Annotated in this window: 22 protein-coding genes and 2 tRNA genes; 20 read left to right on the top strand and 4 right to left on the bottom strand. The window is 60.8% G+C overall.

Features of this window, described 5'->3' with window-relative positions:
* Positions 1–30 precede the first annotated feature (30 nt).
* Positions 31–798 (top strand): FCD domain-containing protein, encoded by a 768-nt coding sequence (locus I8746_RS19810; RefSeq protein ID WP_003249911.1) that lies wholly within the window; start codon positions 31–33, stop codon positions 796–798.
* A 204-nt stretch (positions 799–1002) separates the two neighbouring features.
* On the opposite strand, the gene smpB is transcribed toward I8746_RS19810, so the two are convergent.
* Positions 1003–1485 carry an SsrA-binding protein SmpB gene (smpB, locus tag I8746_RS19805; protein WP_003249914.1) on the bottom strand — a complete coding sequence of 161 codons (483 nt, stop codon included), beginning with the start codon at positions 1483–1485 and terminating at the stop codon, positions 1003–1005.
* Positions 1486–1648: 163 nt separating this feature from the next.
* Here smpB and I8746_RS19800 point away from each other — a divergent pair, with 163 nt between their 5' ends.
* On the top strand, positions 1649–2083 hold the full coding sequence (locus I8746_RS19800) for a type II toxin-antitoxin system RatA family toxin (RefSeq protein WP_003249916.1): 435 nt from the start codon (positions 1649–1651) through the stop codon (positions 2081–2083).
* A 63-nt stretch (positions 2084–2146) separates the two neighbouring features.
* Here I8746_RS19800 and I8746_RS19795 read toward each other — a convergent pair whose 3' ends face one another.
* Complete coding sequence (locus I8746_RS19795; RefSeq protein WP_003249918.1) at positions 2147–2683, bottom strand: outer membrane protein assembly factor BamE; 537 nt, start codon at positions 2681–2683, stop codon at positions 2147–2149.
* Positions 2684–2780: 97 nt separating this feature from the next.
* Here I8746_RS19795 and fur point away from each other — a divergent pair, with 97 nt between their 5' ends.
* A complete protein-coding gene (fur, locus tag I8746_RS19790; RefSeq protein WP_003249922.1) occupies positions 2781–3185 on the top strand; it encodes a ferric iron uptake transcriptional regulator in 405 nt (134 codons plus the stop codon).
* Between the two features lie 189 nt (positions 3186–3374).
* Here fur and recN read toward each other — a convergent pair whose 3' ends face one another.
* Positions 3375–5048 carry a DNA repair protein RecN gene (gene recN / locus I8746_RS19785; protein WP_004575778.1) on the bottom strand — a complete coding sequence of 558 codons (1674 nt, stop codon included), beginning with the start codon at positions 5046–5048 and terminating at the stop codon, positions 3375–3377.
* Between the two features lie 192 nt (positions 5049–5240).
* Here recN and grpE point away from each other — a divergent pair, with 192 nt between their 5' ends.
* The 8 genes from grpE (at position 5241) to I8746_RS19745 (ending at position 15660) form a co-directional block, all read left to right on the top strand.
* Positions 5241–5798 (top strand): nucleotide exchange factor GrpE, encoded by a 558-nt coding sequence (grpE, locus tag I8746_RS19780; protein WP_012053755.1) that lies wholly within the window; start codon positions 5241–5243, stop codon positions 5796–5798.
* Positions 5799–5899: 101 nt separating this feature from the next.
* Positions 5900–7825 (top strand): molecular chaperone DnaK, encoded by a 1926-nt coding sequence (gene dnaK / locus I8746_RS19775; protein ID WP_010955366.1) that lies wholly within the window; start codon positions 5900–5902, stop codon positions 7823–7825.
* Positions 7826–8022: 197 nt separating this feature from the next.
* Positions 8023–9147 (top strand): molecular chaperone DnaJ, encoded by a 1125-nt coding sequence (gene dnaJ / locus I8746_RS19770; protein WP_003249931.1) that lies wholly within the window; start codon positions 8023–8025, stop codon positions 9145–9147.
* A gap of 13 nt (positions 9148–9160) precedes the next feature.
* Positions 9161–9964 carry a 4-hydroxy-tetrahydrodipicolinate reductase gene (dapB, locus tag I8746_RS19765; RefSeq protein WP_012053753.1) on the top strand — a complete coding sequence of 268 codons (804 nt, stop codon included), beginning with the start codon at positions 9161–9163 and terminating at the stop codon, positions 9962–9964.
* Positions 9965–10290: 326 nt separating this feature from the next.
* Positions 10291–11427, top strand: coding sequence for a glutamine-hydrolyzing carbamoyl-phosphate synthase small subunit (gene carA / locus I8746_RS19760; RefSeq protein ID WP_003249935.1), 1137 nt, complete (start codon positions 10291–10293; stop codon positions 11425–11427).
* 105 nt (positions 11428–11532) lie between these two features.
* Positions 11533–14754 (top strand): carbamoyl-phosphate synthase large subunit, encoded by a 3222-nt coding sequence (carB, locus tag I8746_RS19755; protein WP_003249937.1) that lies wholly within the window; start codon positions 11533–11535, stop codon positions 14752–14754.
* A 2-nt stretch (positions 14755–14756) separates the two neighbouring features.
* A complete protein-coding gene (greA, locus tag I8746_RS19750; RefSeq protein WP_024717413.1) occupies positions 14757–15233 on the top strand; it encodes a transcription elongation factor GreA in 477 nt (158 codons plus the stop codon).
* Complete coding sequence (locus I8746_RS19745; RefSeq protein WP_161775297.1) at positions 15211–15660, top strand: MFS transporter; 450 nt, start codon at positions 15211–15213, stop codon at positions 15658–15660. The genes greA and I8746_RS19745 overlap by 23 nt, the downstream gene beginning before the upstream one ends.
* Positions 15661–15672: 12 nt before the next feature.
* On the opposite strand, the gene yhbY is transcribed toward I8746_RS19745, so the two are convergent.
* The gene (gene yhbY, locus I8746_RS19740; RefSeq protein ID WP_003249945.1) at positions 15673–15981 is read right to left on the bottom strand and encodes a ribosome assembly RNA-binding protein YhbY; all 309 of its coding nucleotides are present in this window, start codon (positions 15979–15981) and stop codon (positions 15673–15675) included.
* 102 nt (positions 15982–16083) lie between these two features.
* Here yhbY and rlmE point away from each other — a divergent pair, with 102 nt between their 5' ends.
* The 9 genes from rlmE to rimP all read left to right on the top strand — a co-directional run bounded on the left by rlmE (position 16084) and on the right by rimP (position 23131).
* Positions 16084–16707, top strand: coding sequence for a 23S rRNA (uridine(2552)-2'-O)-methyltransferase RlmE (gene rlmE / locus I8746_RS19735; protein WP_003249947.1), 624 nt, complete (start codon positions 16084–16086; stop codon positions 16705–16707).
* Positions 16708–16913: 206 nt separating this feature from the next.
* Positions 16914–18818, top strand: coding sequence for an ATP-dependent zinc metalloprotease FtsH (gene ftsH / locus I8746_RS19730; RefSeq protein WP_012053749.1), 1905 nt, complete (start codon positions 16914–16916; stop codon positions 18816–18818).
* An 8-nt stretch (positions 18819–18826) separates the two neighbouring features.
* Entirely contained in the window at positions 18827–19678 is an 852-nt protein-coding gene (gene folP / locus I8746_RS19725; RefSeq protein WP_003249952.1) for a dihydropteroate synthase, read from the top strand.
* A 16-nt stretch (positions 19679–19694) separates the two neighbouring features.
* Positions 19695–21035: a phosphoglucosamine mutase gene (glmM, locus tag I8746_RS19720; protein ID WP_003249955.1), complete on the top strand. Its 1341-nt coding sequence runs from the start codon at positions 19695–19697 to the stop codon at positions 21033–21035.
* Between the two features lie 65 nt (positions 21036–21100).
* Positions 21101–21856: a triose-phosphate isomerase gene (gene tpiA, locus I8746_RS19715; protein WP_003249956.1), complete on the top strand. Its 756-nt coding sequence runs from the start codon at positions 21101–21103 to the stop codon at positions 21854–21856.
* A gap of 4 nt (positions 21857–21860) precedes the next feature.
* Positions 21861–22259 carry a preprotein translocase subunit SecG gene (gene secG / locus I8746_RS19710; RefSeq protein WP_003249958.1) on the top strand — a complete coding sequence of 133 codons (399 nt, stop codon included), beginning with the start codon at positions 21861–21863 and terminating at the stop codon, positions 22257–22259.
* Positions 22260–22280: 21 nt separating this feature from the next.
* Positions 22281–22366, top strand: a tRNA-Leu gene (locus I8746_RS19705).
* Positions 22367–22466: 100 nt separating this feature from the next.
* Positions 22467–22543, top strand: a tRNA-Met gene (locus I8746_RS19700).
* A 129-nt stretch (positions 22544–22672) separates the two neighbouring features.
* On the top strand, positions 22673–23131 hold the full coding sequence (gene rimP, locus I8746_RS19695) for a ribosome maturation factor RimP (RefSeq protein ID WP_003249960.1): 459 nt from the start codon (positions 22673–22675) through the stop codon (positions 23129–23131).
* Positions 23132–23176 lie beyond the last annotated feature (45 nt).

Genomic DNA, 23176 nt, shown 5'->3' with positions numbered 1-23176 from the left:
AATTTGCCGGGGGTTTGTGGAGAGCATGTGATGGTTTTTGATCAGGTACGCCAACGGCGCCTGTCCGACGACATTGTCGATCGGCTGGAAGGGATGATTCTGGAAGGCACGCTGACCTCGGGGCAGCGGCTGCCGGCCGAGCGCGTCCTGGCCGAGCAGTTTGGTGTGTCCCGCCCGTCACTGCGTGAGGCGATCCAGAAGCTGGTGGCCAAGGGGCTGCTGGTCAGCCGTCAGGGCGGGGGCAATTTTGTGGCGGAGTCGTTGGGGTCCACCTTCAGCGACCCGTTGCTGCAGTTGCTCGAGCACAGTGCCGAAGCGCAGCGTGATCTGCTCGAGTTCCGCCATACCCTGGAGGCGTCCTGCGCCTATTACGCTGCCCAGCGTGCCACCGAGCCGGACCGGGCACGGTTGAAGGCGGCCTTCGATACGCTGCAGGACTGCTATGCCAGGGTCGATGAGGTGACCCGTGCGGAGGAGGGCGCGGCTGATGCGCGCTTCCACCTGGCGATCGCCGAGGCCAGCCATAACGCGGTGTTGCTGCACACCATCCGGGGTTTGTTCGACCTGCTCAAGCGTAACGTGGTGACCAACATCGGCGGCATGTACCAGCAGCGCACCGAAACCCGGGACATGCTGATCAGTCAGCACCGGGAACTGTACCTGGCGATTGTCGAGGGCAGGGCGGAGGATGCGCGAGAGGTGTCCAGCCGGCACATTTTGTATGTGCAGGAGGTGCTGCATGAGGCGCACGAAGAAGCGCAGCGGGTGGCGCGGGCAGAGCGGCGCAGCGGGCGCTGAGACTTTTAAAGGCAGTACCGGCCTCTTCGCGGGCAAGCCCGCTCCCACAGAATAGGCGCCGGGCTTGAATCTGGTGCCATTCCTGTGGGGCGTGCGTGCCCGCGAAGAGGCCGCTCCCACAGGATAGGCGCCGGGCTTGAATCTGGTGCCATTCCTGTGGGAGCGGGCTTGCCCGCGAAGAGGCCGGAACAGGTTGAAGAGTAGTTACTCTTCCTTGCCCTTGTTCCGCACAGCCCGCTGCAGCTCGCGGTTGGAATCGCGTTCGCGCATGGTGTCGCGCTTGTCGAATTCCTTCTTGCCCTTGCCCAGTGCGATTTCGCACTTGATCAGGTGCTTGCTCCAGTACAGCGCCAAAGCCACACAGGTGTAGCCTTTTTGCGCCACAGCCGCTTCCACGCGCTCGAGCTCGCGCTTGTTCAGCAGCAGCTTGCGGGTGCGTGTAGGGTCGGCGATGACGTGGGTGCTGGCCGTGGTCAGCGGGGTGATGTGGCTGCCGAACAGCCAGGCCTCACCGTCCTTGAGCAGCACGTAGCTGTCAGTCAGGTGCGCCTTGCCGGCTCGCAGGCTTTTTACTTCCCAGCCGGACAGGACCAGCCCGGCCTCGAACTTGTGTTCGATGAAGTAATCGTGTCGCGCTTTCTTGTTTTGCGCGATGGTCCCGGTCGGATGTTTTTTTTGCTTAGCCATAGGGGCGGCATTATAGGCAAGTCCGCGCGTCGTCCGCTATGGGATTTCGGTGTGCTTGAGCCACTGGAATGAATACCGGACAATACAAACCCTGTCATACGCACAGAACCTGTTTTCGGCACGCTGCGAAGCGCCGCCACCCAGCCTTGGAAGTGACGCCTGGATGACTACCCATATTCAACGCTCCGCCCTGCTGCCATACCCCGCCCAGGCGCTTTACGATCTGGTCAACGATGTGGCCAGCTACCCTGAGTTTTTGCCGTGGTGCTCGGCCTCGACGGTGATCGAAACCAGCGATACACACATGCGTGCCAAGCTCGAAGTGGCCAAGGGGGGCATGAGCCAGCACTTCGTGACGCGTAACGTGCTGGTGCCGGGGCAGTCCATCGAGATGAACCTCGAAGAAGGGCCATTCACCCAGCTGCATGGTGTTTGGGTGTTCAAGCCGCTGGGTGAAAAAGCCTGCAAGATCAGCCTGGACCTGTCCTTCGATTACGCCGGGCCGATTGTGCGCGCCACGTTGGGCCCGCTATTCAATCAGGCGGCGAATACGCTGGTCGATGCGTTCTGCCAGCGTGCCAAGCAATTGAATGCCTGACGGATAAGGTGCAAACAAAAAGCCCGGACCAGGTCCGGGCTTTTTTGCATCTGCTGTTCCCGCTTAGCGGGTTTCCAGCGGTGCGGGGGTCGGGACCGGGGTGGTCTCGATGGTGTCGATCTCGCGCTGGATGGACTCTTCGGTCGAACCAGGCTTGGCCGGTTTTTCTACAGGTTGCGCTGCCGGCTGTTCGGCCTGGCCTGGCTCGGTGGCCGGGCTGACGGTGGTGTCGCTGCTGCCACCGAGGATTTCCTGATCGCGGCTGACGCCTGGCATGAAGTCGCCAGACAGGCTGACCAGTTGATCGCTTTCGTTGAAAAATACACTCATGCGTTCTTGCTGGCGCTTACCGCCACCAGGCTGCAGGCTGTACAGGTAATCCCAACGATTGGTGTTGAAAGTGTCCTGAATCAGCGGGTTGCCCATGATAAACCTTACTTGCCGTCGGGTCATTCCCGGGCGTAATTGGTCTATCATGTCTTGCGTGACGACATTGCCCTGCTGGATGTCGATTTTGTAAACCCCGGGAAACGAGCAACCGGCGAGTGCGAGCAGTCCCACTAGGGTGAGGCTGGTTAGCAAGAGCTTGGTGTTTTGCATCGGTGGGCGACTTCCACTATCTTGGCTGGACAACGTAAACCCCGATCATACCCGTATTAAGAGAAGCTGCGAAGCAGCATCGGCGAGAAAGCTGACCATGGTTGAAAATAGCGAATTGCGCAAAGCCGGCCTCAAGGTGACCCTGCCTCGAGTCAAGATCCTTCAGATGCTCGACTCTACCGAGCAGCGTCACATGAGTGCAGAGGATGTCTACAAGGCGCTGATGGAGGCTGGCGAGGATGTAGGCCTGGCCACCGTCTATCGCGTGCTGACCCAGTTCGAGGCGGCGGGTCTGGTGGTTCGCCATAACTTCGACGGCGGTCATGCAGTGTTCGAGCTGGCTGATGGCGGTCACCACGACCACATGGTGAACGTGGATACCAGTGAAGTCATCGAATTCATGGACGCCGAAATCGAGAAGCGCCAGCGCGAAATCGTGGCCGAGCATGGCTTCGAGCTGGTGGACCACAATTTGGTCCTGTACGTGCGTAAGAAGAAGTAACGATTTTTCGTTATGGATAGCAAAGGCGACCTTCGGGTCGCCTTTGTGCTTTCTGGGGCTGAAAGATGTGTTGTCCGTGCCGGCCTCTTCGCGGGCGCGCCCGCTCCCACAGGTACACCTCAGGTTTCAGATCCTGTGATCACCCTGTGGGAGCGGGCGTGCCCGCGAATCGTCCTGGAAAAGCAAGGCTCAGGCCTTGCCGCTCACTACCATCTTGCGTGCATGGGCCAGGGACTCCTTGGTCAGGTCGATCCCGCCGAGCATCCGCGCCACTTCTTCCACGCGCTCACGCTTGCCAAGGCTAGCCACGGCGGTGTGGGTGGTGTCGCTGTTGCGCACCTTGTGCACGAACAAATGGTGATGCCCCTGCGCCGCCACCTGCGGCAGGTGGGTCACGGTCAGTACCTGGCCGCGCTCGCCCAGGCGCCGCAGCAGTTGGCCGACGATTTCTGCCGTTGGCCCGCCAATACCCACGTCGACTTCGTCGAACACCAGGGTAGGAATGCGCGAGGTCTGCGCGGTAATGACCTGGATCGCCAGGCTGATGCGCGACAGTTCGCCACCCGACGCCACCTTCGCCAGGCCCTTGAGCGGCTGGCCAGGGTTGGCACTGACCAGCAGTTCGATCTGCTCCAGCCCATGGGGTGACAGTTCGGCGCCTTCGTTCGCTGTCAGTTCGATGCAGAAGCGCCCGCCAGGCATGCCCAGGCGCTGGATTTCCTGCTCCACCGCGCCTGCCAGCTGCTGCGCTGCTTGCTGGCGCAGGCCGCTGAGTTCGCGCGCCTTCTCTTTATAGTGCTGGGCGTAGGCGGCAAGCTCTTCGCCCAGCCGCTCGATCGACTCGTCACTGGCGTTAAGGCCTTCCAGCTCCTCCATCAGTTGCTGTTGCAGGTGGGGCAGCTCGGTGGGGTGCACCCGGTGTTTGCGCGCCAGGGTGTAGATGGTGTCCAGGCGCTCTTCCAGGGCTTGCAGACGCATCGGGTCGGCGTCGAAATTGTCGAGGAAGCGGTTGAGTTCGCCCACGGCTTCCTCGACCTGAATCTGCGCGCTGGCGATCAGGTTGGCTGCTTCGTTCAGTGCCTTGGGCGAGTTGGTGGCGGCACCCAGGCGGTTGAGGCTGGAGGTGAGGGCGCTCAGCACATTGCCCGAATCACTCTCGCTGCACTGGTCGATGACCTGGCGGCAGATGCCGAACAGGGCTTCGGCGCTGGTCAGGTTCTTGTGTTCCTGTTCCAGCTGCTCCAGTTCGTGCTCGCCCAGGCCGAGGTTGTCCAGTTCTTCCAACTGGTAACTGAGCAGCTGGTGGCGGGCGCGCTGCTCGTCGCCCGAGTTGGACAGGCGCTCCAGCTCCAGGCGGGTCTGGTTCCAGCGCTTGGCTGCAAGCTGTACCTGGCGGGCCAGGTCGACGGCGCCGGCATACTCGTCAAGCAAGCGGCGGTGGGTGTCGGTCTTGAGCAGGGACTGGTGCTCGTGCTGGCTGTGGATATCGATCAGCAGTTCGCCCAGCGCCTTGAGGTCGCCGAGCGGGCAGGGCGTGCCGTTGATGTAGCCGCGGCTGCGGCCTTCGGCGGTGATCACCCGGCGCAGGATGCACAGGCCTTCGTTGTCCAGGTCGCGCTCGGCCAGCCAGGTGTGCGCTTCGGGAATGTCCACCAGGTCGAAGGTGGCCAGGATGTCCGCTTTGTCGGTGCCGGGGCGCACCACGCCGCTGTCGGCACGGTCGCCCAGGGCAAGGCCGAGGGCGTCGAGCATGATCGATTTGCCGGCACCGGTCTCGCCGGTGATGACGGACATGCCACGGGCGATCTCGAGGTCGAGGTGCTCGACGATGGCGTAGTTGTGAATGGACAGGTGCACCAGCATGGGGGCGGCTCCCGGAAATCAGGTCTGGTTATTTATACAGTACTTTTTTCAGGCCTGCCAATGCCCCTTCGCAGATTCTGTTGCAGCCTCGAAAACCACCTTGCCCCTTGAACCTGGTTTTTCCGGCCCCATATAGCCGACATCCAAGGCGAGCCTGGCTCGCAGTCCACAAAATTGCGCAGGAGAGACCCCATGGCTGATGAGCAGCTGAACGAGAAAGACCTTAACGTGGAAGAAACCGGTGCAGGCAATGCAGCTGATACCCGTGTTCTGGAGCTCGAGGAACAGCTGGCCGCAGCCAAGGACCAGGCGCTGCGCGCCGTTGCCGACCTGCAGAACGTACGCCGTCGTGCCGAGCAGGATGTGGAAAAAGCCCACAAGTTCGCCCTGGAGAAGTTCTCCAGCGACTTGCTGCCGGTGATCGACAGCCTGGAACTGGCCCTGGCTCACTCCAGTGCCGAGGATGAGCACGTCAAGCAGATCCGCGAAGGGGTCGAGCTGACCCTGAAGATGTTCCAGGACACCCTCAAGCGCTACAACCTTGAAGCTGTCGACCCGCACGGCCAGCCGTTCAACCCTGAGCACCACCAGGCCATGGCCATGCAGGAAAACGCCGAGGTCGAGCCAAACAGCGTGCTGAACGTGTTCCAGAAGGGCTACCTGCTGAACGGCCGCCTGCTGCGCCCCGCCATGGTGGTGGTCAGCAAGGCGCCGAGCGCGGCGCAACCCTCGATCAATGAAAAGGCTTGAAATCCTTCGGGGCATCCCCATCTAGGTGTCAAGCCTTCAAGTATTACCGCAGTTGGCCAAAGTAGTCGCTGCTACCAAATTCAAGTTTCGGGAGAGTTAACATGGGTAAAATCATCGGTATCGACCTGGGGACCACCAACTCGTGCGTCTCCATTCTGGAAAACGGTAACGTCAAAGTCATCGAAAACGCCGAAGGTGCGCGTACTACCCCTTCGATCGTGGCCTACGCCAACGATGGCGAAATCCTGGTTGGCCAGTCGGCCAAGCGCCAGGCTGTCACCAACCCGCACAACACCCTGTTCGCAGTGAAGCGCCTGATTGGCCGCCGCTTCGAAGAAGATGTCGTGCAGAAAGACATCAAGCTGGTGCCGTACAAGATCGTCAAGGCGAACAACGGTGACGCCTGGGTCGAGGCTGCTGGCAAGGAAATGGCTCCGCCGCAGATCAGCGCCGAAGTCCTGAAGAAAATGAAGAAGACCGCCGAAGACTACCTCGGCGAGCCAGTCACCGAAGCGGTCATCACCGTTCCGGCCTACTTCAACGACAGCCAGCGTCAGGCGACCAAAGACGCCGGCCGCATCGCTGGCCTGGACGTAAAACGCATCATCAACGAGCCGACTGCCGCTGCACTGGCGTATGGCATGGACAAGGCCAAGGGCGACCACACCGTCATCGTTTATGACCTGGGTGGTGGTACCTTCGACGTTTCGGTCATCGAAATCGCCGAAGTCGACGGTGAGCACCAGTTCGAAGTACTGGCTACCAACGGCGACACCTTCCTGGGTGGCGAAGACTTCGACATGCGCCTGATCGACTACCTTGTCGACGAGTTCAAGAAAGAGTCGGGCATGGACCTGAAGAACGATCCTCTGGCCCTGCAGCGCCTGAAAGAAGCCGCAGAAAAAGCCAAGATCGAGCTGTCGTCCGCTCAGTCGACCGACGTCAACCTGCCGTACATCACTGCAGATGCCACCGGTCCTAAGCACCTGAACGTGAAGATCTCCCGCGCCAAGCTGGAGTCGCTGGTCGAAGACCTGGTCAAGCGTACCATCGAGCCTTGCCGCATTGCCCTGAAAGACGCCGGCATCGACGCCAGCAAGATCGACGACGTGATCCTGGTCGGCGGTCAGACCCGCATGCCGCTGGTGCAGAAAGAAGTGGCCGACTTCTTCGGTAAAGAAGCGCGCAAGGACGTGAACCCGGACGAAGCCGTCGCCATGGGTGCTGCCATCCAGGGTGCGGTACTGGCCGGTGACGTAAAAGACGTCCTGCTGCTGGACGTCAGCCCGCTGACCCTGGGTATCGAAACCATGGGTGGCGTGATGACCGCGCTGATCGAGAAGAACACCACCATCCCGACCAAGAAGTCGCAGGTGTTCTCGACTGCCGACGACAACCAGAGCGCCGTGACCATTCACGTGCTGCAAGGTGAGCGTAAGCAGGCTGCGCAGAACAAGTCGCTGGGCAAGTTCGACCTGGCTGACATTCCGCCAGCACCGCGTGGCGTGCCGCAAATCGAAGTGACCTTCGACATCGACGCCAACGGCATCCTGCACGTAGGTGCGAAAGACAAGGCCACCGGCAAGACTCAGTCGATCGTGATCAAGGCCAACTCCGGCCTGTCGGACGAAGAGATCGAGCGCATGGTGCGTGACGCCGAGGCCAACGCCGAGGAAGACCGCAAGTTCGAAGAGCTGGCGGCTGCCCGTAACCAGGGTGACGCGCTGGTGCACTCGACCCGCAAGATGGTCGCTGACGCAGGTGACAAGGTTACCGCTGAAGAGAAAACCGCCATCGAGGCCGCCGTTGTTGCCCTGGAAGCCGCTGTCAAAGGCGACGACAAGGCTGCCATCGACGCCAAGGTTGAAGAGCTGTCCAAGGTCTCTGCCCCGGTTGCCCAGAAGATGTACGCCGAGCAGTCGGCTGAACAGCCTCAGGGTGGCGCGCAGCAGGCCGAGCCGGAAGCCAAGCACGATGACGTGGTTGACGCCGAGTTCGAAGAAGTGAAAGACAACAACAAGCAGTAATCCCTGCATGTTGTCGGCCGGTTCACCGTCGTTTGCCGGTGAGCTGGTAGGATGTCGCCGCGCGGGGGCTTGCTCCCGCGTTGGCGTATCTGGAATTCGAGAATTTTTACAGCATCTGTCAGCGGCTCTTGAGGGTCGCACGCGGGTGCTGATGGCGTGGCGCAGATGCCACACGCCCAACAAGGTGCAAATGACCTATGTCCAAGCGTGATTATTATGAGGTCCTGGGTGTCGAGCGCGGCGCCACTGAAGCGGACCTCAAGAAGGCTTACCGCCGTTTGGCGATGAAGTACCACCCGGACCGCAACCCGGGCGATAAAGAATCGGAAGACAAGTTCAAGGAGGCCAACGAGGCCTACGAAGTACTGTCAGACGCGAGCAAGCGTGCGGCCTTCGACCAGTATGGCCATGCGGGTGTCGACCCAAGCATGGGTGGCGGTGGTGCCGGCTTTGGTGGTGCCAATTTCTCCGACATCTTCGGCGATGTGTTCAGCGACTTCTTCGGCGGCGGTCGCGGTGGTGGTCGAGGCGGTGCCCAGCGCGGCAGCGACCTGCGCTACACCCTGGAGCTGAACCTGGAAGAAGCGGTGCGTGGCACCACGGTCAGCATCCGCGTGCCTACCCTGGTCAACTGCCAGCCTTGCGACGGTTCCGGTGCCAAGAAGGGCTCGACCCCGTCGACCTGCCCGACCTGTGGTGGTATCGGCCAGGTGCGCATGCAGCAAGGCTTCTTCTCGGTGCAGCAAACCTGCCCGCGCTGCCATGGCCAAGGCAAGATCATTACCGACCCGTGCACTTCGTGCCATGGTGAAGGGCGTGTCGAGGAATACAAGACGCTGTCGGTCAAGGTGCCGGCAGGTGTCGATACCGGCGACCGCATCCGTCTGTCGGGTGAGGGCGAGGCCGGTACTCATGGTGGCCCGACTGGCGACCTGTACGTGGTGATCAGCGTGCGTGAGCACGAAATCTTCCAGCGCGATGGCAAGCACCTGTACTGTGAAGTGCCGATCAGCTACACCGATGCTGCCCTGGGCGGCGAGCTGGAAGTGCCGACCCTGGATGGTCGCGTGAAGCTGAAGATTCCGGAAGGCACCCAGACCGGTAAGCAGTTCCGTCTGCGTGGCAAGGGTGTTGCCCCGGTGCGTGGTGGTGGTGCGGGTGACCTGCTGTGCCGTGTGGCCGTAGAAACCCCGGTCAATCTCAGTCGCCGTCAGCGTGAGCTGCTCGAAGAGCTGCGTGATTCGCTGGAAGGCGACAGTTCCCACTCGCCCAAGGCCAGCGGCTGGTTCGATGGTGTGAAGCGCTTCTTCGGCGATCTCTGACAAGGAACAGGTTATGCGACGTATTGCAGTGATGGGCGCGGCGGGGCGGATGGGCAAAACCCTCATCGAAGCCGTGCAACAAACCTCGGGCGCGGGGCTGACCGCAGCGATCGATCGCCCTGACAGCTCGTTGGTCGGGGCTGATGCCGGAGAGCTGGCGGCACTTGGCCGAATTGGCGTGCTGTTGTCCGACGACCTGGCCAAGGTTGCCGACGAGTTCGATGTACTGATCGACTTCACTCACCCCTCGGTGACCCTGAAGAACCTCGCGTTCTGCCGCAAGCATGGCAAGGCGATGATCATCGGCACGACCGGTTTTACAGTCGAAGAGAAGCAGCTGTTGGCCGAAGCTGGCAAGGACATTCCAATTGTGTTCGCCGCCAACTTCAGCGTGGGTGTCAACCTTAGCCTCAAGCTGCTGGATATGGCTGCGCGGGTGCTGGGCGATGATGTCGATATCGAAATCATCGAGGCGCACCACCGGCACAAGGTCGATGCGCCATCGGGTACTGCACTGCGCATGGGTGAAGTGGTTGCCAATGCGCTGGGCCGTGATCTGCAGGAAGTGGCCGTGTATGGTCGTGAAGGGCAGACCGGTGCGCGCGATCGCAAGACCATCGGTTTCGCTACCGTGCGTGCCGGCGATGTGGTGGGCGATCACACCGTGTTGTTCGCTGCTGAAGGCGAGCGCCTGGAAATCACCCACAAGGCCTCCAGCCGCATGACCTTCGCCAAGGGGGCCGTACGTGCGGCGCTGTGGCTGGATGGGCGCGAACCTGGGCTGTACGACATGCAGGATGTGCTTGAACTGCGTTAAGTCGTGAGTGGGGTGTTGGCTGCTTCGCGGGCTTGCCCGCTCCCACAGGTACAGCGTTGCTCTTGGGCTGGTGCGATCCCTGTGGGAGCGGGCGAGCCCGCGAAGAGGCTGGCGTGGATGTCAGCCTGTCGCATCGATGTGTTTTAGAGACACATATCCGGTAGACCGAAAACACACTTTTCTGTAAGCTACAGCTTTAGTGTGTCCACTAAAAGCGCGCAGCGAATTGAATTCAGCACATGAAAGCGGGGTGACGTGTCCATACGTCACTCCGCTTTTTTGCAACCTGCGATCGCCCTTTCATGCTTGATTTACGGGAGGTCTTCTTGACAAAGCCAGCCATACTCGCCCTTGCCGACGGCAGTATTTTCCGCGGTGAAGCCATCGGTGCCGACGGTCAGACCGTTGGTGAGGTGGTATTCAACACCGCTATGACCGGCTACCAGGAAATCCTTACAGACCCTTCCTACGCGCAGCAAATCGTTACCCTGACCTACCCGCACATCGGCAACACCGGTACTACCCCGGAAGACGCCGAGTCGAACCGCGTCTGGTCCGCTGGCCTGGTCATCCGTGACCTGCCGCTGCTGGCCAGCAACTGGCGTAATACCCAGTCGCTGCCTGAGTACCTCAAGGCTAACAACGTCGTTGCCATTGCCGGCATCGACACCCGTCGCCTGACCCGTATCCTGCGTGAAAAGGGCGCCCAGAACGGCTGCATTCTGGCGGGTGACAACATCAGCGAAGAAGCGGCCATCGCCGCTGCCCGCGGCTTCCCGGGCCTGAAGGGCATGGACCTGGCCAAGGTCGTCTCCACCAAGGAACGTTACGAGTGGCGCTCCAGTGTGTGGGAGCTGAAAACCGACAGCCACCCGACCATCGACGCTGCCGACCTGCCGTACCACGTGGTTGCCTTCGACTATGGCGTCAAGCTGAACATCCTGCGCATGCTGGTGGCCCGCGGCTGCCGCGTGACCGTGGTGCCAGCCCAGACCCCGGCCAGCGAAGTGCTGGCACTCAACCCGGACGGCGTGTTCCTGTCCAACGGCCCGGGTGACCCTGAGCCGTGCGACTACGCGATCCAGGCGATCAAGGAAATCCTCGAAACCGAGATCCCGGTATTCGGCATCTGCCTCGGCCACCAGCTGCTGGCCCTGGCTTCCGGCGCCAAGACCGTGAAAATGGGCCACGGCCACCACGGTGCCAACCACCCGGTCCAGGACCTGGATACCGGTGTGGTCATGATCACCAGCCAGAACCACGGCTTCGCCGTTGACGAGGCGACCCTGCCGGGTAACGTTCGCGCCATTCACAAGTCGCTGTTCGACGGCACCCTGCAGGGTATCGAGCGTACCGACAAGAGCGCGTTCAGCTTCCAGGGCCACCCTGAAGCGAGCCCGGGCCCGACCGACGTCGCGCCTCTGTTCGATCGTTTCACCGATGCCATGGCCAAGCGCCGCTGAGCATCCTGCTTCAAGGCCCCGGGCCGGCACCTGCCGCGCCCGGCAGCGCCTGACCCAGATTGTTCAAAGCGGCTTGCCGACTGACCCCGGATTTGAGTGACCACCATGCCAAAACGTACAGACATCAAAAGCATCCTGATTCTCGGCGCTGGCCCGATCGTGATCGGCCAGGCCTGCGAATTCGACTACTCCGGCGCGCAGGCCTGTAAAGCCCTGCGCGAGGAAGGTTTCCGCGTCATCCTGGTGAACTCCAACCCAGCCACCATCATGACCGACCCGGCCATGGCCGACGCCACCTACATCGAGCCGATCAAGTGGCAATCGGTGGCCAAGATCATCGAGAAAGAGCGCCCGGACGCCGTCCTGCCGACCATGGGTGGCCAGACCGCCCTGAACTGCGCCCTGGACCTGGAGCGCCACGGCGTTCTGGAGAAGTTCGGCGTAGAGATGATCGGTGCCAACGCTGACACCATCGACAAGGCCGAAGACCGCTCGCGCTTCGACAAGGCCATGAAGGACATCGGCCTGGAGTGCCCGCGCTCCGGTATCGCCCACAGCATGGAAGAGGCCAATGCGGTCCTCGAGAAGCTCGGCTTCCCATGCATCATTCGCCCGTCGTTCACCATGGGCGGCACCGGCGGCGGTATCGCTTACAACCGTGAAGAGTTCGAAGAAATCTGCACCCGTGGTCTGGACCTGTCGCCGACCAAAGAGCTGCTGATCGACGAATCGCTGATCGGCTGGAAGGAATACGAGATGGAGGTGGTCCGCGACAAGAAGGACAACTGCATCATCGTCTGCTCGATCGAGAACTTCGACCCGATGGGTGTGCACACCGGTGACTCGATCACGGTTGCCCCGGCACAGACCCTGACCGACAAGGAATACCAGATCATGCGCAACGCCTCGCTGGCGGTGCTGCGTGAAATCGGTGTGGAAACCGGCGGTTCCAACGTCCAGTTCGGCATTTGCCCGAACACCGGCCGCATGGTCGTCATCGAGATGAACCCGCGCGTATCGCGTTCGTCCGCCCTGGCCTCCAAGGCCACCGGCTTCCCGATCGCCAAGATCGCCGCCAAGCTGGCCATTGGTTACACCCTCGACGAGCTGCAGAACGACATCACTGGCGGTCGCACCCCTGCGTCCTTCGAGCCGTCGATCGACTACGTCGTCACCAAGCTGCCACGCTTCGCCTTCGAGAAATTCCCGAAAGCCGACGCCCGCCTGACCACCCAGATGAAATCCGTGGGTGAAGTCATGGCCATCGGCCGTACTTTCCAGGAATCCCTGCAGAAAGCCCTGCGCGGCCTGGAAGTCGGCGCCTGCGGCCTCGACCCGAAAGTCGACCTGGCCAGCCCGGAAGCCGCCAGCATCCTCAAGCGCGAACTGACCGTGCCGGGTGCCGAGCGTATCTGGTACGTGGCTGACGCCATGCGTTCGGGCATGACCTGCGAAGAAATCTTCAATCTGACCGGCATCGACATGTGGTTCCTGGTGCAGATGGAAGACCTGATCAAGGAAGAAGAGAAGGTCAAGACCCTGGCCCTGTCGGCAATCGACAAGGACTACATGCTGCGCCTCAAGCGCAAGGGCTTCTCGGACCAGCGTCTGGCAGTACTGCTGGGCATCACCGACAAGAACCTGCGTCGCCACCGCCACAAGCTGGAAGTGTTCCCGGTGTACAAGCGCGTCGACACCTGCGCCGCCGAGTTCGCCACCGACACCGCCTACCTGTACTCCACCTACGAGGAAGAGTGCGAGGCCAACCCGTCGACCCGCGACAAGATCATGATCCTGGGTGGCGGCCCGAACCGTATCGGCCAAGGTATCGAGTTCGACTACTGCTGCGTACACGCCGCCCTGGCGCTGCGTGACGACGGTTACGAGACCATCATGGTCAACTGCAACCCGGAAACCGTCTCCACCGACTACGACACTTCCGACCGCCTGTACTTCGAGCCGCTGACCCTGGAAGACGTGCTGGAAGTCTGCCGCGTCGAGAAGCCGAAGGGCGTGATCGTTCACTACGGCGGCCAGACCCCGCTGAAGCTGGCCCGCGCTCTGGAAGAAGCTGGCGTTCCGATCATCGGTACCAGCCCTGACGCCATCGACCGCGCCGAAGACCGTGAGCGCTTCCAGCAGATGGTTCAGCGCCTGAACCTGCTGCAGCCGCCAAACGCCACCGTGCGCAGCGAAGAAGAGGCTATCCGTGCTGCCGGCAGCATCGGCTACCCGCTGGTCGTGCGTCCGTCCTACGTACTGGGTGGCCGTGCCATGGAGATCGTCTACGAGCTGGACGAGCTCAAGCGCTACCTGCGTGAAGCGGTACAAGTGTCGAACGACAGCCCGGTACTGCTCGACCACTTCCTCAACTGCGCCATCGAGATGGACGTGGATGCGGTGTGCGACGGCACCGACGTGGTCATCGGCGCGATCATGCAGCACATCGAGCAGGCCGGCGTACACTCCGGCGACTCGGCGTGCTCGCTGCCACCTTACTCGCTGAGCAAGGAAGTGCAGGACGAAGTCCGCGTTCAGGTCAAGAAAATGGCGCTGGAGCTGGGCGTGGTCGGCCTGATGAACGTGCAGTTGGCCCTGCAGGGCGACAAGATCTACGTGATCGAAGTCAACCCGCGTGCCTCGCGTACCGTACCGTTCGTGTCCAAGTGCATCGGCACGTCCCTGGCGATGATCGCGGCCCGCGTCATGGCGGGTAAAACCCTGAAAGAGCTGGGCTTCACCCAGGAAATCATCCCGAACTTCTACAGCGTGAAGGAAGCCGTCTTCCCGTTCGCCAAGTTCCCAGGGGTTGACCCGATCCTCGGCCCTGAGATGAAATCGACCGGTGAAGTCATGGGTGTCGGTGACAGCTTCGGTGAAGCCTTCGCCAAAGCCCAGATGGGTGCCAGTGAAGTGCTGCCGACTGGCGGTACCGCGTTTATCAGCGTACGCGACGACGACAAGCCACAAGTGGCCGGCGTTGCCCGCGACCTGATCGCCCTGGGCTTCGAAGTGGTTGCCACTGCCGGCACCGCCAAGGTTATCGAGGCGGCTGGCCTGAAAGTGCGCCGTGTGAACAAAGTGACCGAAGGTCGCCCTCACGTGGTCGACATGATCAAGAACGACGAAGTGTCGCTGATCATCAATACCACCGAAGGTCGCCAGTCGATCGCCGACTCCTACTCGATTCGTCGCAATGCGCTGCAGCACAAGATTTACTGCACCACTACCATTGCGGCTGGTGAAGCCATCTGCGAAGCGCTGAAATTCGGTCCGGAAAAGACCGTTCGTCGCTTGCAGGATCTGCATGCAGGACTGAAAGCATGAGCATTACCAAATACCCGATGACCGTCCAGGGCGCTCGCGCCCTGGAAGAAGAGCACCTGTTCCTGAGCAAGACCGAGCGCCCGCGCCTGAGTCAGGCCATTGGTGAAGCGCGTGAGCTGGGTGACCTCAAGGAAAACGCCGAATACCATGCTGCCCGTGAGGAGCAGGGTATGGTCGAAGCGCGTATCCGTGATATCGAAGGCCGTCTGCAGAATTCGGTGGTCATCGATGTGACCACCATCCCTCACACCGGCAAGGTGATTTTCGGTACCACTGTGGTACTGGCCAACACCGAAACCGATGAAGAGGTGACCTACCAGATCGTTGGCGAGGATGAAGCTGACGTGAAGCAGGGCAAGCTGTCGAGCGGCGCACCCATTGCCCGTGCCATCATCGGCAAGGAAGAAGGTGATACTGTCGTCGTCAAGACGCCTAGTGGCACGGTCGAGTACGAGATTGTCGAAGTCAAGCACATCTGACCGACGCCTGCGGGCGCCGTCCCTCGAGGGGATCCTCTGGCAACTGGCCCAGGTTTTCTGGGTCGGTGGCCTGTGGGTGTTCCATGTAGGGCTGGTGCCTGCGCTCAAGGTCAGTGGCCTGGCCCCGCTGCTGGTACAGGATATCGCCGGGCAGATCGACCGCTGGTTGATCGGCGTGGCGTTGCTTGGCTTGTTGACTCAGCTGGCAGTGCTGGCGAGGGTGGACGGCCTGGCGGCCTGGTGGCGGCAGTTCCGCGGCCAGATGCTGTTGCTCGGCTTGGGTGCCTGCGTGGGGTATTACACCTTGCGCTACGGTATTTCCGTGGGCGAGCGCTGGCAGATGTTCTGCTTCCTGGTGCTGGGTTTTTCCGGCATCGTGCTGGTGGCCCAGCCGGTACCGGTCAGGGCGCGTTCACCGCGCCACTGATCGGAGCTACCGTTACTTGTAACGGTGGATGTTGGACAGCTGCTTGTTCGGCTGTGGGTTCTTGCGGTAGATCAGGGCTTTCTTGCCGATGGTCTGCACCAGCTCGGCACGGCCGGCCTTGCACAGCTCGGCGATGGTTTCGGCGCGTTCCTCGCGGTCTTCCGAGCGAATCTCGACCTTGATCAGCTCATGGTCGACCAGTGCGCGCTCCAGTTCGGCGATCACGCCTTCATTCAAACCGTTGCCAGCAACGATCAGGACCGGCTTCAGGTCATGACCAATGGACTTGTATTGCTTCTTCTGCTCGTTATTGAGCGGCATAATCTGACCCTTTCCGTCTGATTCTGTAAAATTGACCGGCATTTTACCCGAGGGCCACCGGCTCCGCCCAGTCAATCACGACGCATATCATCGAGGTGCCCCGTGGTACAACGTTCCAAAAGCAGCGCAAACTGGCTGCGAGAGCATTTCAACGACCCTTTTGTGAAGCAGGCGCAGAAGGATGGGTATCGCTCGCGTGCGAGCTACAAACTGCTGGAGATCCAGGAGAAGGACCGCCTTATCCGACCGGGCATGAGCGTGATCGACCTCGGCGCGGCCCCTGGTGGCTGGTCCCAGGTGACCAGTCGTCTGATTGGTGGCCAGGGTCGCCTGATCGCTTCCGACATTCTGGAAATGGACTCGATCGCCGACGTGACCTTCATTCAAGGTGACTTCACCCACGACGAAGTGCTGCAGCGCATTCTCGAAGCGGTGGGCGATTCGCATGTAGACCTTGTGATTTCCGACATGGCCCCCAATATGAGTGGTACGCCCGCGGTGGACATTCCGCGTGCCATGTTCCTCTGCGAGCTGGCCCTCGATCTGGCGACCCGCGTACTCAAGCCCGGGGGCGACTTCCTGATCAAGATTTTCCAGGGCGAAGGTTTTGACGTGTACCTGAAGGATGTGCGCAGCAAGTTCGACAAGGTGCAAATGCGCAAGCCATCGTCGTCACGGGACCGTTCCCGCGAGCAATACCTGTTGGGCAGAGGCTTCAAAGGGTAATGAAAGGTGTGAAGCGGGGTGGTCGATAGTTAATTCCAATCGGCCACTGCGTCAGGATCGTCCGAACTTCGTGTAGTCTAGCTTTCACAAAGGGTTACAGACGGTGCCTGCGGCTGCGTAGGTAATGTAGTAAGTTAGGGCGATGAATATCATGCGAGGCACGGCTGCGTCGTGCGCCGGCCTCAGAGGGTAGCTAATTGAACGACATGGCAAAGAATCTGATCCTGTGGTTGATCATCGCAGCTGTCCTGGTGACAGTGATGAACAACTTCTCCAGCCCTAACGAGCCGCAGACCCTCAACTACTCCGACTTCATCCAGCAGGTCAAGGATGGCAAGGTCGAGCGTGTGACCGTCGATGGCTACATCATTACTGGCAAGCGCACCGATGGCGACAACTTCAAGACTGTGCGCCCGGCCATCACCGACAATGGCCTGATCGGCGATCTGGTCGACAACCACGTGGTCGTCGAAGGCAAGCAGCCTGAGCAACAGAGCATCTGGACGCAGTTGCTGGTGGCGAGCTTCCCGATCCTGGTGATCATTGCCGTGTTCATGTTCTTCATGCGCCAGATGCAAGGGGGCGCGGGCGGCAAGGGCGGTCCGATGAGCTTCGGCAAGAGCAAGGCACGCCTGCTGTCCGAAGACCAGGTCAAGACCACGCTGGCTGACGTTGCGGGCTGCGACGAGGCCAAGGAAGAGGTTGGCGAGCTGGTCGAGTTCCTGCGCGATCCGGGCAAGTTCCAGCGCCTGGGCGGCCGTATCCCGCGCGGTGTGCTGATGGTTGGCCCACCCGGTACCGGTAAGACCCTGCTGGCCAAGGCCATTGCGGGCGAGGCGAAAGTACCGTTCTTCACCATTTCCGGTTCGGACTTCGTGGAAATGTTCGTGGGTGTCGGTGCCAGCCGTGTGCGCGACATGTTCGAGCAGGCCAAGAAGCACGCCCCGTGCATCATCTTCATCGACGAAATCGACGCCGTTGGTCGCCATCGTGGCGCCGGCATGGGCGGCGGTCACGACGAGCGTGAACAAACCCTCAACCAGTTGCTGGTCGAGATGGACGGCTTCGAGATGAACGATGGCATCATCGTCATCGCCGCGACCAACCGTCCGGATGTGCTCGACCCTGCGCTGCTGCGCCCCGGCCGCTTCGACCGCCAGGTGGTGGTTGGCCTGCCGGACATTCGTGGTCGCGAGCAGATCCTCAAGGTGCACATGCGCAAGGTGCCGATTGGCGAGAACGTCAACCCGGCGGTCATCGCGCGGGGTACCCCAGGCTTCTCCGGCGCCGACCTGGCCAACCTGGTCAACGAGGCCTCGCTGTTTGCCGCGCGTTCCAACAAGCGCCTGGTCGAAATGAAAGAGTTCGAGCTGGCCAAGGACAAGATCATGATGGGCGCTGAGCGCAAGACCATGGTCATGTCCGAAAAGGAAAAGAGAAACACGGCCTATCACGAGGCTGGCCACGCCATTGTCGGTCGCCTGGTGCCTGAGCACGACCCGGTCTACAAGGTTTCGATCATCCCGCGTGGTCGTGCCTTGGGTGTGACCATGTTCCTGCCGGAAGAAGACCGCTACAGCCTGTCCAAGCGTGCGCTGATCAGCCAGATCTGCTCGCTGTATGGCGGCCGTATCGCCGAGGAGATGACCTTGGGCTTCGATGGCGTGACCACCGGCGCGTCCAACGACATCATGCGGGCCAGCCAGCTCGCTCGTAACATGGTGACCAAATGGGGCCTGTCCGAGAAGCTCGGCCCGCTGATGTATGCAGAGGAAGAGGGCGAAGTGTTCCTCGGCCGTAGTGCCGGTAGCCAGCATGCCAGCGTGTCCGGCGAGACGGCCAAACTGATCGACTCCGAGGTACGCAGCATCATCGATCAGTGCTACGCCACTGCCAAGCAGTTGCTGATCGACAACCGCGACAAGCTCGAGGCGATGACCGAAGCGCTGATGAAGTACGAGACCATCGATGCCGATCAGATTGACGACATCATGGCTGGGCGCACACCACGTGAGCCGCGTGATTGGGACGATGACAAGCACTCGGGCACGCCTGCGGCCCAGGATGAGCGTCCGGAATCGCCAATCGGCGGCCCAGCGGCTGAACACTAAGGGCATCTATGAGCTCAGTGCAGTACCCCACCCGGTTGCCTTGCGGCAGCCGGGTTCTTGATTTGTCGCATACCCATGTCATGGGTATTCTGAATATCACCCCCGATTCCTTCTCCGATGGCGGTCGCTTCAGTCAGCGCGACGAGGCCCTGCGCCATGCCGAAGCGATGGTGGCCGCTGGCGCAACGCTGATCGACATCGGTGGCGAGTCCACGCGCCCAGGTGCGCGTGCAGTGTCGGTGACCGAGGAGCTGGAGCGTGTGGCGCCAATGGTCGAGGCCATCAACAGTCGTCTCGACGTGGTCATTTCGGTCGATACCTCCACGCCTGCTGTCATGCGTGAAGCAGCCCGCCTGGGTGCCGGGCTGATCAACGACGTGCGGGCCCTGGAGCGCGATGGTGCCCTGGACGCTGCGGCGGACACCGGTCTGCCGGTGTGCCTCATGCACATGCGTGGCGAGCCGGGTAACATGCAGGACGATCCGCATTACCAGGACGTGACCGCCGACGTCACCCGTTATCTAGAACAGCGGATGGCCGCCTGCGCCGCAGCGGGCATCGATGCTGACAGAATCATCCTTGACCCGGGCTTCGGTTTCGCCAAGACACTGGCGCACAATCTGAGCCTGTTCAAGCACATGGAAGCGCTCTATCGCCTTGGGCGCCCACTGCTGGTGGGTGTTTCACGAAAGAGCATGATCGGCCTGACGCTGGAACGTCCGGTCGGCGAGCGCTTGTACGGCAGCCTTGCGCTGGCGGCGTTGGCCATGACCAAGGGAGCGAGCATCCTTCGGGTACATGACGTGGCCGAAACCGTTGATGTGGTACGCATGATCGCTGCGGTGCAAAACGCCGAATAAGAACATTGGAGTCCCTATGAGCAGAAAATACTTTGGTACCGACGGCATTCGTGGCCGCGTCGGCGAATACCCGATCACGCCTGACTTCATGCTGAAGCTTGGCTGGGCGGCCGGCATGGCCTTCCGCAAGCAAGGTCATTGCCGCGTGCTGGTGGGCAAGGACACGCGTATCTCCGGCTACATGTTCGAGTCCGCACTCGAAGCCGGCCTGTCCGCGGCAGGTGCCGATGTGATGCTGCTCGGGCCGATGCCGACACCGGCCATCGCTTACCTCACGCGTACCTTCCACGCCGAAGCCGGCATCGTCATCAGTGCCTCGCACAACCCTCACGATGACAACGGCATCAAGTTCTTCTCGGGCCAGGGCACCAAGCTGCCGGACGAGGTCGAGCTGATGATCGAAGAGCTACTTGACCAACCGATGACCGTTGTCGAGTCGGGCAAGCTGGGCAAGGTTTCGCGTATCAACGATGCCGCCGGCCGCTACATCGAATTCTGCAAGAGCAGCGTGCCGAGCAGCACCAGCTTCGAAGGCCTCAAGCTGGTGGTCGACTGCGCCCATGGTGCGACCTACAAGGTTGCGCCCAGCGTATTCCGTGAGCTGGGTGCCGACGTGACCGTGCTGCATGCGCAACCGGATGGCCTGAACATCAACGAAGGTTGCGGCTCGACACACATCGAATCGCTGCAGGCCGCTGTACTGGTCGGGCACGCCGATCTCGGCATTGCCTTTGACGGTGATGGCGATCGCGTGCTGATGGTCGACCACACGGGCGCCATCGTCGATGGTGACGAGCTGCTGTTCATCATCGCTCGCGACCTGCAGGAGCATGGCAAGCTGCAAGGCGGGGTGGTCGGTACGCTGATGAGTAACCTGGGCCTGGAGCTGGCGCTCAAGGACCTGGACATCCCGTTTGTGCGGGCCAAGGTCGGCGACCGTTACGTCATGGCCGAGCTGTTGGAGCGTGAATGGCTGGTCGGCGGTGAAAACTCCGGTCACGTCGTGTGCTGCAACCACACCACCACCGGCGATGCGATCATTGCCGCGCTGCAGGTGCTGATGGCGCTCAAGCGCCGGGGTGAAACCCTGGCCCAGGCCCGTCAGGCCCTGCGCAAGTGCCCGCAGGTGCTGATCAATGTGCGCTTTGGCGCCAGCAAGGTCGACCCGCTGGAGCACCCCGCCGTCAAGGAAGCCAGTGCAAAGGTTACCGATGCGCTGGCGGGGCGTGGTCGCGTGCTGTTGCGCAAGTCCGGTACCGAGCCGCTGGTGCGGGTCATGGTTGAGGGCGAAGACGAAAGCCAGGTGCGGGCCCATGCTGAAGCACTGGCCAAACTGGTCAGCGAAGTTTGTGTCTGAAGGCGCTTGCCAGCGCAGATCTGGTTGGGTAAGATCTGCGCCCACTTTGACCGACGAGGTAAAGCATGCGTCGCCCTATGGTAGCTGGTAACTGGAAAATGCACGGTACCCGCGCTAGCGTCGCTGAGCTGACCAAAGGCTTGAGTAATCTCGCCTTGCCGAGCGGAGTGGAAGTCGCCGTATTTCCACCAGCCTTGTTCATCAATCAGGTGATTGATGGCCTGGCAGGTAAAGAAATTACTGTCGGTGCACAGAATTCTGCTGTACAACCCGAACAGGGTGCGCTGACCGGGGAAGTTGCTCCCGAGCAGCTGGTTGAAGCAGGTTGCAAGTTGGTGTTGATTGGCCATTCGGAGCGTCGCCAGATTATTGGTGAAACCGACGAAGTGCTCAATCGCAAGTTTGCAGCAGCCCAGGCCAAAGGCTTGAAGCCAGTGCTTTGCATAGGGGAAACCCTTGAGGAGCGCGAGGCTGGCAAAACGCTCGAAGTTGTCGGGCGTCAACTAAGCAGTATCATCGAAGCATTCGGTGTTAAGGCTTTTGCCGATGCAGTAATTGCCTATGAGCCTGTATGGGCCATCGGTACAGGCCTTACGGCCACGCCACAGCAGGCCCAGGATGTGCACGCCGCCATCCGCGGCCAGTTGGCGGCAGAAGATGCTGAAGTGGCTGCGAAGGTGCAGTTGCTATACGGCGGCAGCGTGAAGGCGGCCAATGCGGCCGAACTGTTCGGCATGCCGGATATCGATGGGGGGCTCATTGGTGGGGCTTCCCTGAACGCAGACGAATTCGGTGCAATTTGTCGCGCCGCAGGAAACTGAACAAATGCTGGAAACAGTCATCGTTGTTTTTCATCTGTTGGCAGCGCTGTCGCTTGTAGTGCTGGTTCTGTTGCAACAGGGTAAAGGTGCTGAAGCAGGTGCATCTTTCGGCGCGGGGGCTTCAAATACCGTGTTCGGGAGCCAAGGCTCTGCAACGTTCCTAAGTAAATTAACTGCTATACTCGCTGCCACTTTCTTTTTGACAGCGCTTGGGTTAGGATACTTCGCGAAGCAACAAGCTCACCAGCTTAGCCAAGCAGGTCTTCCAGATCCAGCAGTGCTAGAAGTGAAAGAGCCGCAAAAACCGGCAGTTAATGATGATGTACCGGTGCTCCAGCAGCAGAAGAGCGAAACCACCAGTAATACGGGTGATGTACCTCCTCCGGCTCAAGAGCAGAAGTAACGGGTTTCAAGTAGTAGTATTGCCGAGGTGGTGGAATTGGTAGACACGCAACCTTGAGGTGGTTGTGCCCATAGGGTGTAGGGGTTCGAGTCCCCTTCTCGGTACCAATTAAAGCTTGAGAGCCCGCTTTAGCGGGCTTTCTTGTAGGTGAATGTTTGGATTTGACCCTCAACAGGGTTCGGTCTTATACTTTTGCCCCAGCTTTGTCGCGGGGTGGAGCAGCTTGGTAGCTCGTCGGGCTCATAACCCGAAGGTCGTTGGTTCAAATCCAGCCCCCGCAACCAGCTTCAGCGGAGCCCCTTTTCAGGGGCTTTTTGCTAACCGAACAGTTTCGGCGTCGTTGTCCTACGGCGCTTTCAGGGATGGGCGCTTCGCCCATTTTTTATTTGCACAGCATGCACGAGGGGGTTCAGGTGTCGAGCAAGCTAGAACAGTTGCAGGCCTTGTTGGCCCCGGTTGTCGAGGGTCTGGGCTATCAGTGCTGGGGGATCGAATACGTTTCCCAGGGTAAGCATTCGGTACTGCGCATCTACATCGACAAGGAAGGCGGTATTCTGGTGGACGACTGCGAAGCAGTCAGCCGTCAGGCCAGCGCAATCCTCGATGTGGAAGATCCAATCAGCAGTGAGTACACCCTCGAGGTGTCTTCTCCAGGCATGGATCGCCCACTGTTCACGCTGGAACAGTTTGCCTCGCATGCCGGCGAACAAGTGAAGATCAAGCTGCGCTCACCCTTCGAGGGTCGTCGTAACTTCCAGGGCCTTCTCCGCGGTGTGGAGGAGCAGGATGTGGTGGTCCAGGTGGACAACCAGGAGTTCCTGTTACCGATCGACTCGATCGACAAGGCCAATATTATTCCCAGTTTTGACTGAGACGTGCCGGGCCCGGCGGACTATCCGGGCCCAATGGCTTGCGCA

This window comes from Pseudomonas sp. USTB-Z (assembly GCF_019691255.1).
Classification (GTDB): Bacteria; Pseudomonadota; Gammaproteobacteria; order Pseudomonadales; family Pseudomonadaceae; genus Aquipseudomonas; species Aquipseudomonas alloputida.
Note: the sequence above shows the minus strand (reverse complement) of the source record. Positions and strands in the feature narration are given on the sequence as shown.

Excerpts from the sequence above, each read along its gene's own strand:
- tpiA (WP_003249956.1), top strand. The coding sequence starts at position 21,101 with ATGCGTCGCCCTATGGTAGCTGGTAACTGGAAAATGCACGGTACCCGC.
- yhbY (WP_003249945.1), bottom strand. The coding sequence starts at position 15,981 with ATGCCGCTCAATAACGAGCAGAAGAAGCAATACAAGTCCATTGGTCAT.
- secG (WP_003249958.1), top strand. The coding sequence starts at position 21,861 with ATGCTGGAAACAGTCATCGTTGTTTTTCATCTGTTGGCAGCGCTGTCG.
- I8746_RS19800 (WP_003249916.1), top strand. The coding sequence starts at position 1,649 with ATGACTACCCATATTCAACGCTCCGCCCTGCTGCCATACCCCGCCCAG.
- ftsH (WP_012053749.1), top strand. The coding sequence starts at position 16,914 with ATGGCAAAGAATCTGATCCTGTGGTTGATCATCGCAGCTGTCCTGGTG.
- smpB (WP_003249914.1), bottom strand. The coding sequence starts at position 1,485 with ATGGCTAAGCAAAAAAAACATCCGACCGGGACCATCGCGCAAAACAAG.
- grpE (WP_012053755.1), top strand. The coding sequence starts at position 5,241 with ATGGCTGATGAGCAGCTGAACGAGAAAGACCTTAACGTGGAAGAAACC.
- glmM (WP_003249955.1), top strand. The coding sequence starts at position 19,695 with ATGAGCAGAAAATACTTTGGTACCGACGGCATTCGTGGCCGCGTCGGC.
- I8746_RS19795 (WP_003249918.1), bottom strand. The coding sequence starts at position 2,683 with ATGCAAAACACCAAGCTCTTGCTAACCAGCCTCACCCTAGTGGGACTG.
- folP (WP_003249952.1), top strand. The coding sequence starts at position 18,827 with ATGAGCTCAGTGCAGTACCCCACCCGGTTGCCTTGCGGCAGCCGGGTT.
- dapB (WP_012053753.1), top strand. The coding sequence starts at position 9,161 with ATGCGACGTATTGCAGTGATGGGCGCGGCGGGGCGGATGGGCAAAACC.
- dnaJ (WP_003249931.1), top strand. The coding sequence starts at position 8,023 with ATGTCCAAGCGTGATTATTATGAGGTCCTGGGTGTCGAGCGCGGCGCC.
- carB (WP_003249937.1), top strand. The coding sequence starts at position 11,533 with ATGCCAAAACGTACAGACATCAAAAGCATCCTGATTCTCGGCGCTGGC.
- I8746_RS19810 (WP_003249911.1), top strand. The coding sequence starts at position 31 with ATGGTTTTTGATCAGGTACGCCAACGGCGCCTGTCCGACGACATTGTC.
- recN (WP_004575778.1), bottom strand. The coding sequence starts at position 5,048 with ATGCTGGTGCACCTGTCCATTCACAACTACGCCATCGTCGAGCACCTC.
- dnaK (WP_010955366.1), top strand. The coding sequence starts at position 5,900 with ATGGGTAAAATCATCGGTATCGACCTGGGGACCACCAACTCGTGCGTC.
- fur (WP_003249922.1), top strand. The coding sequence starts at position 2,781 with ATGGTTGAAAATAGCGAATTGCGCAAAGCCGGCCTCAAGGTGACCCTG.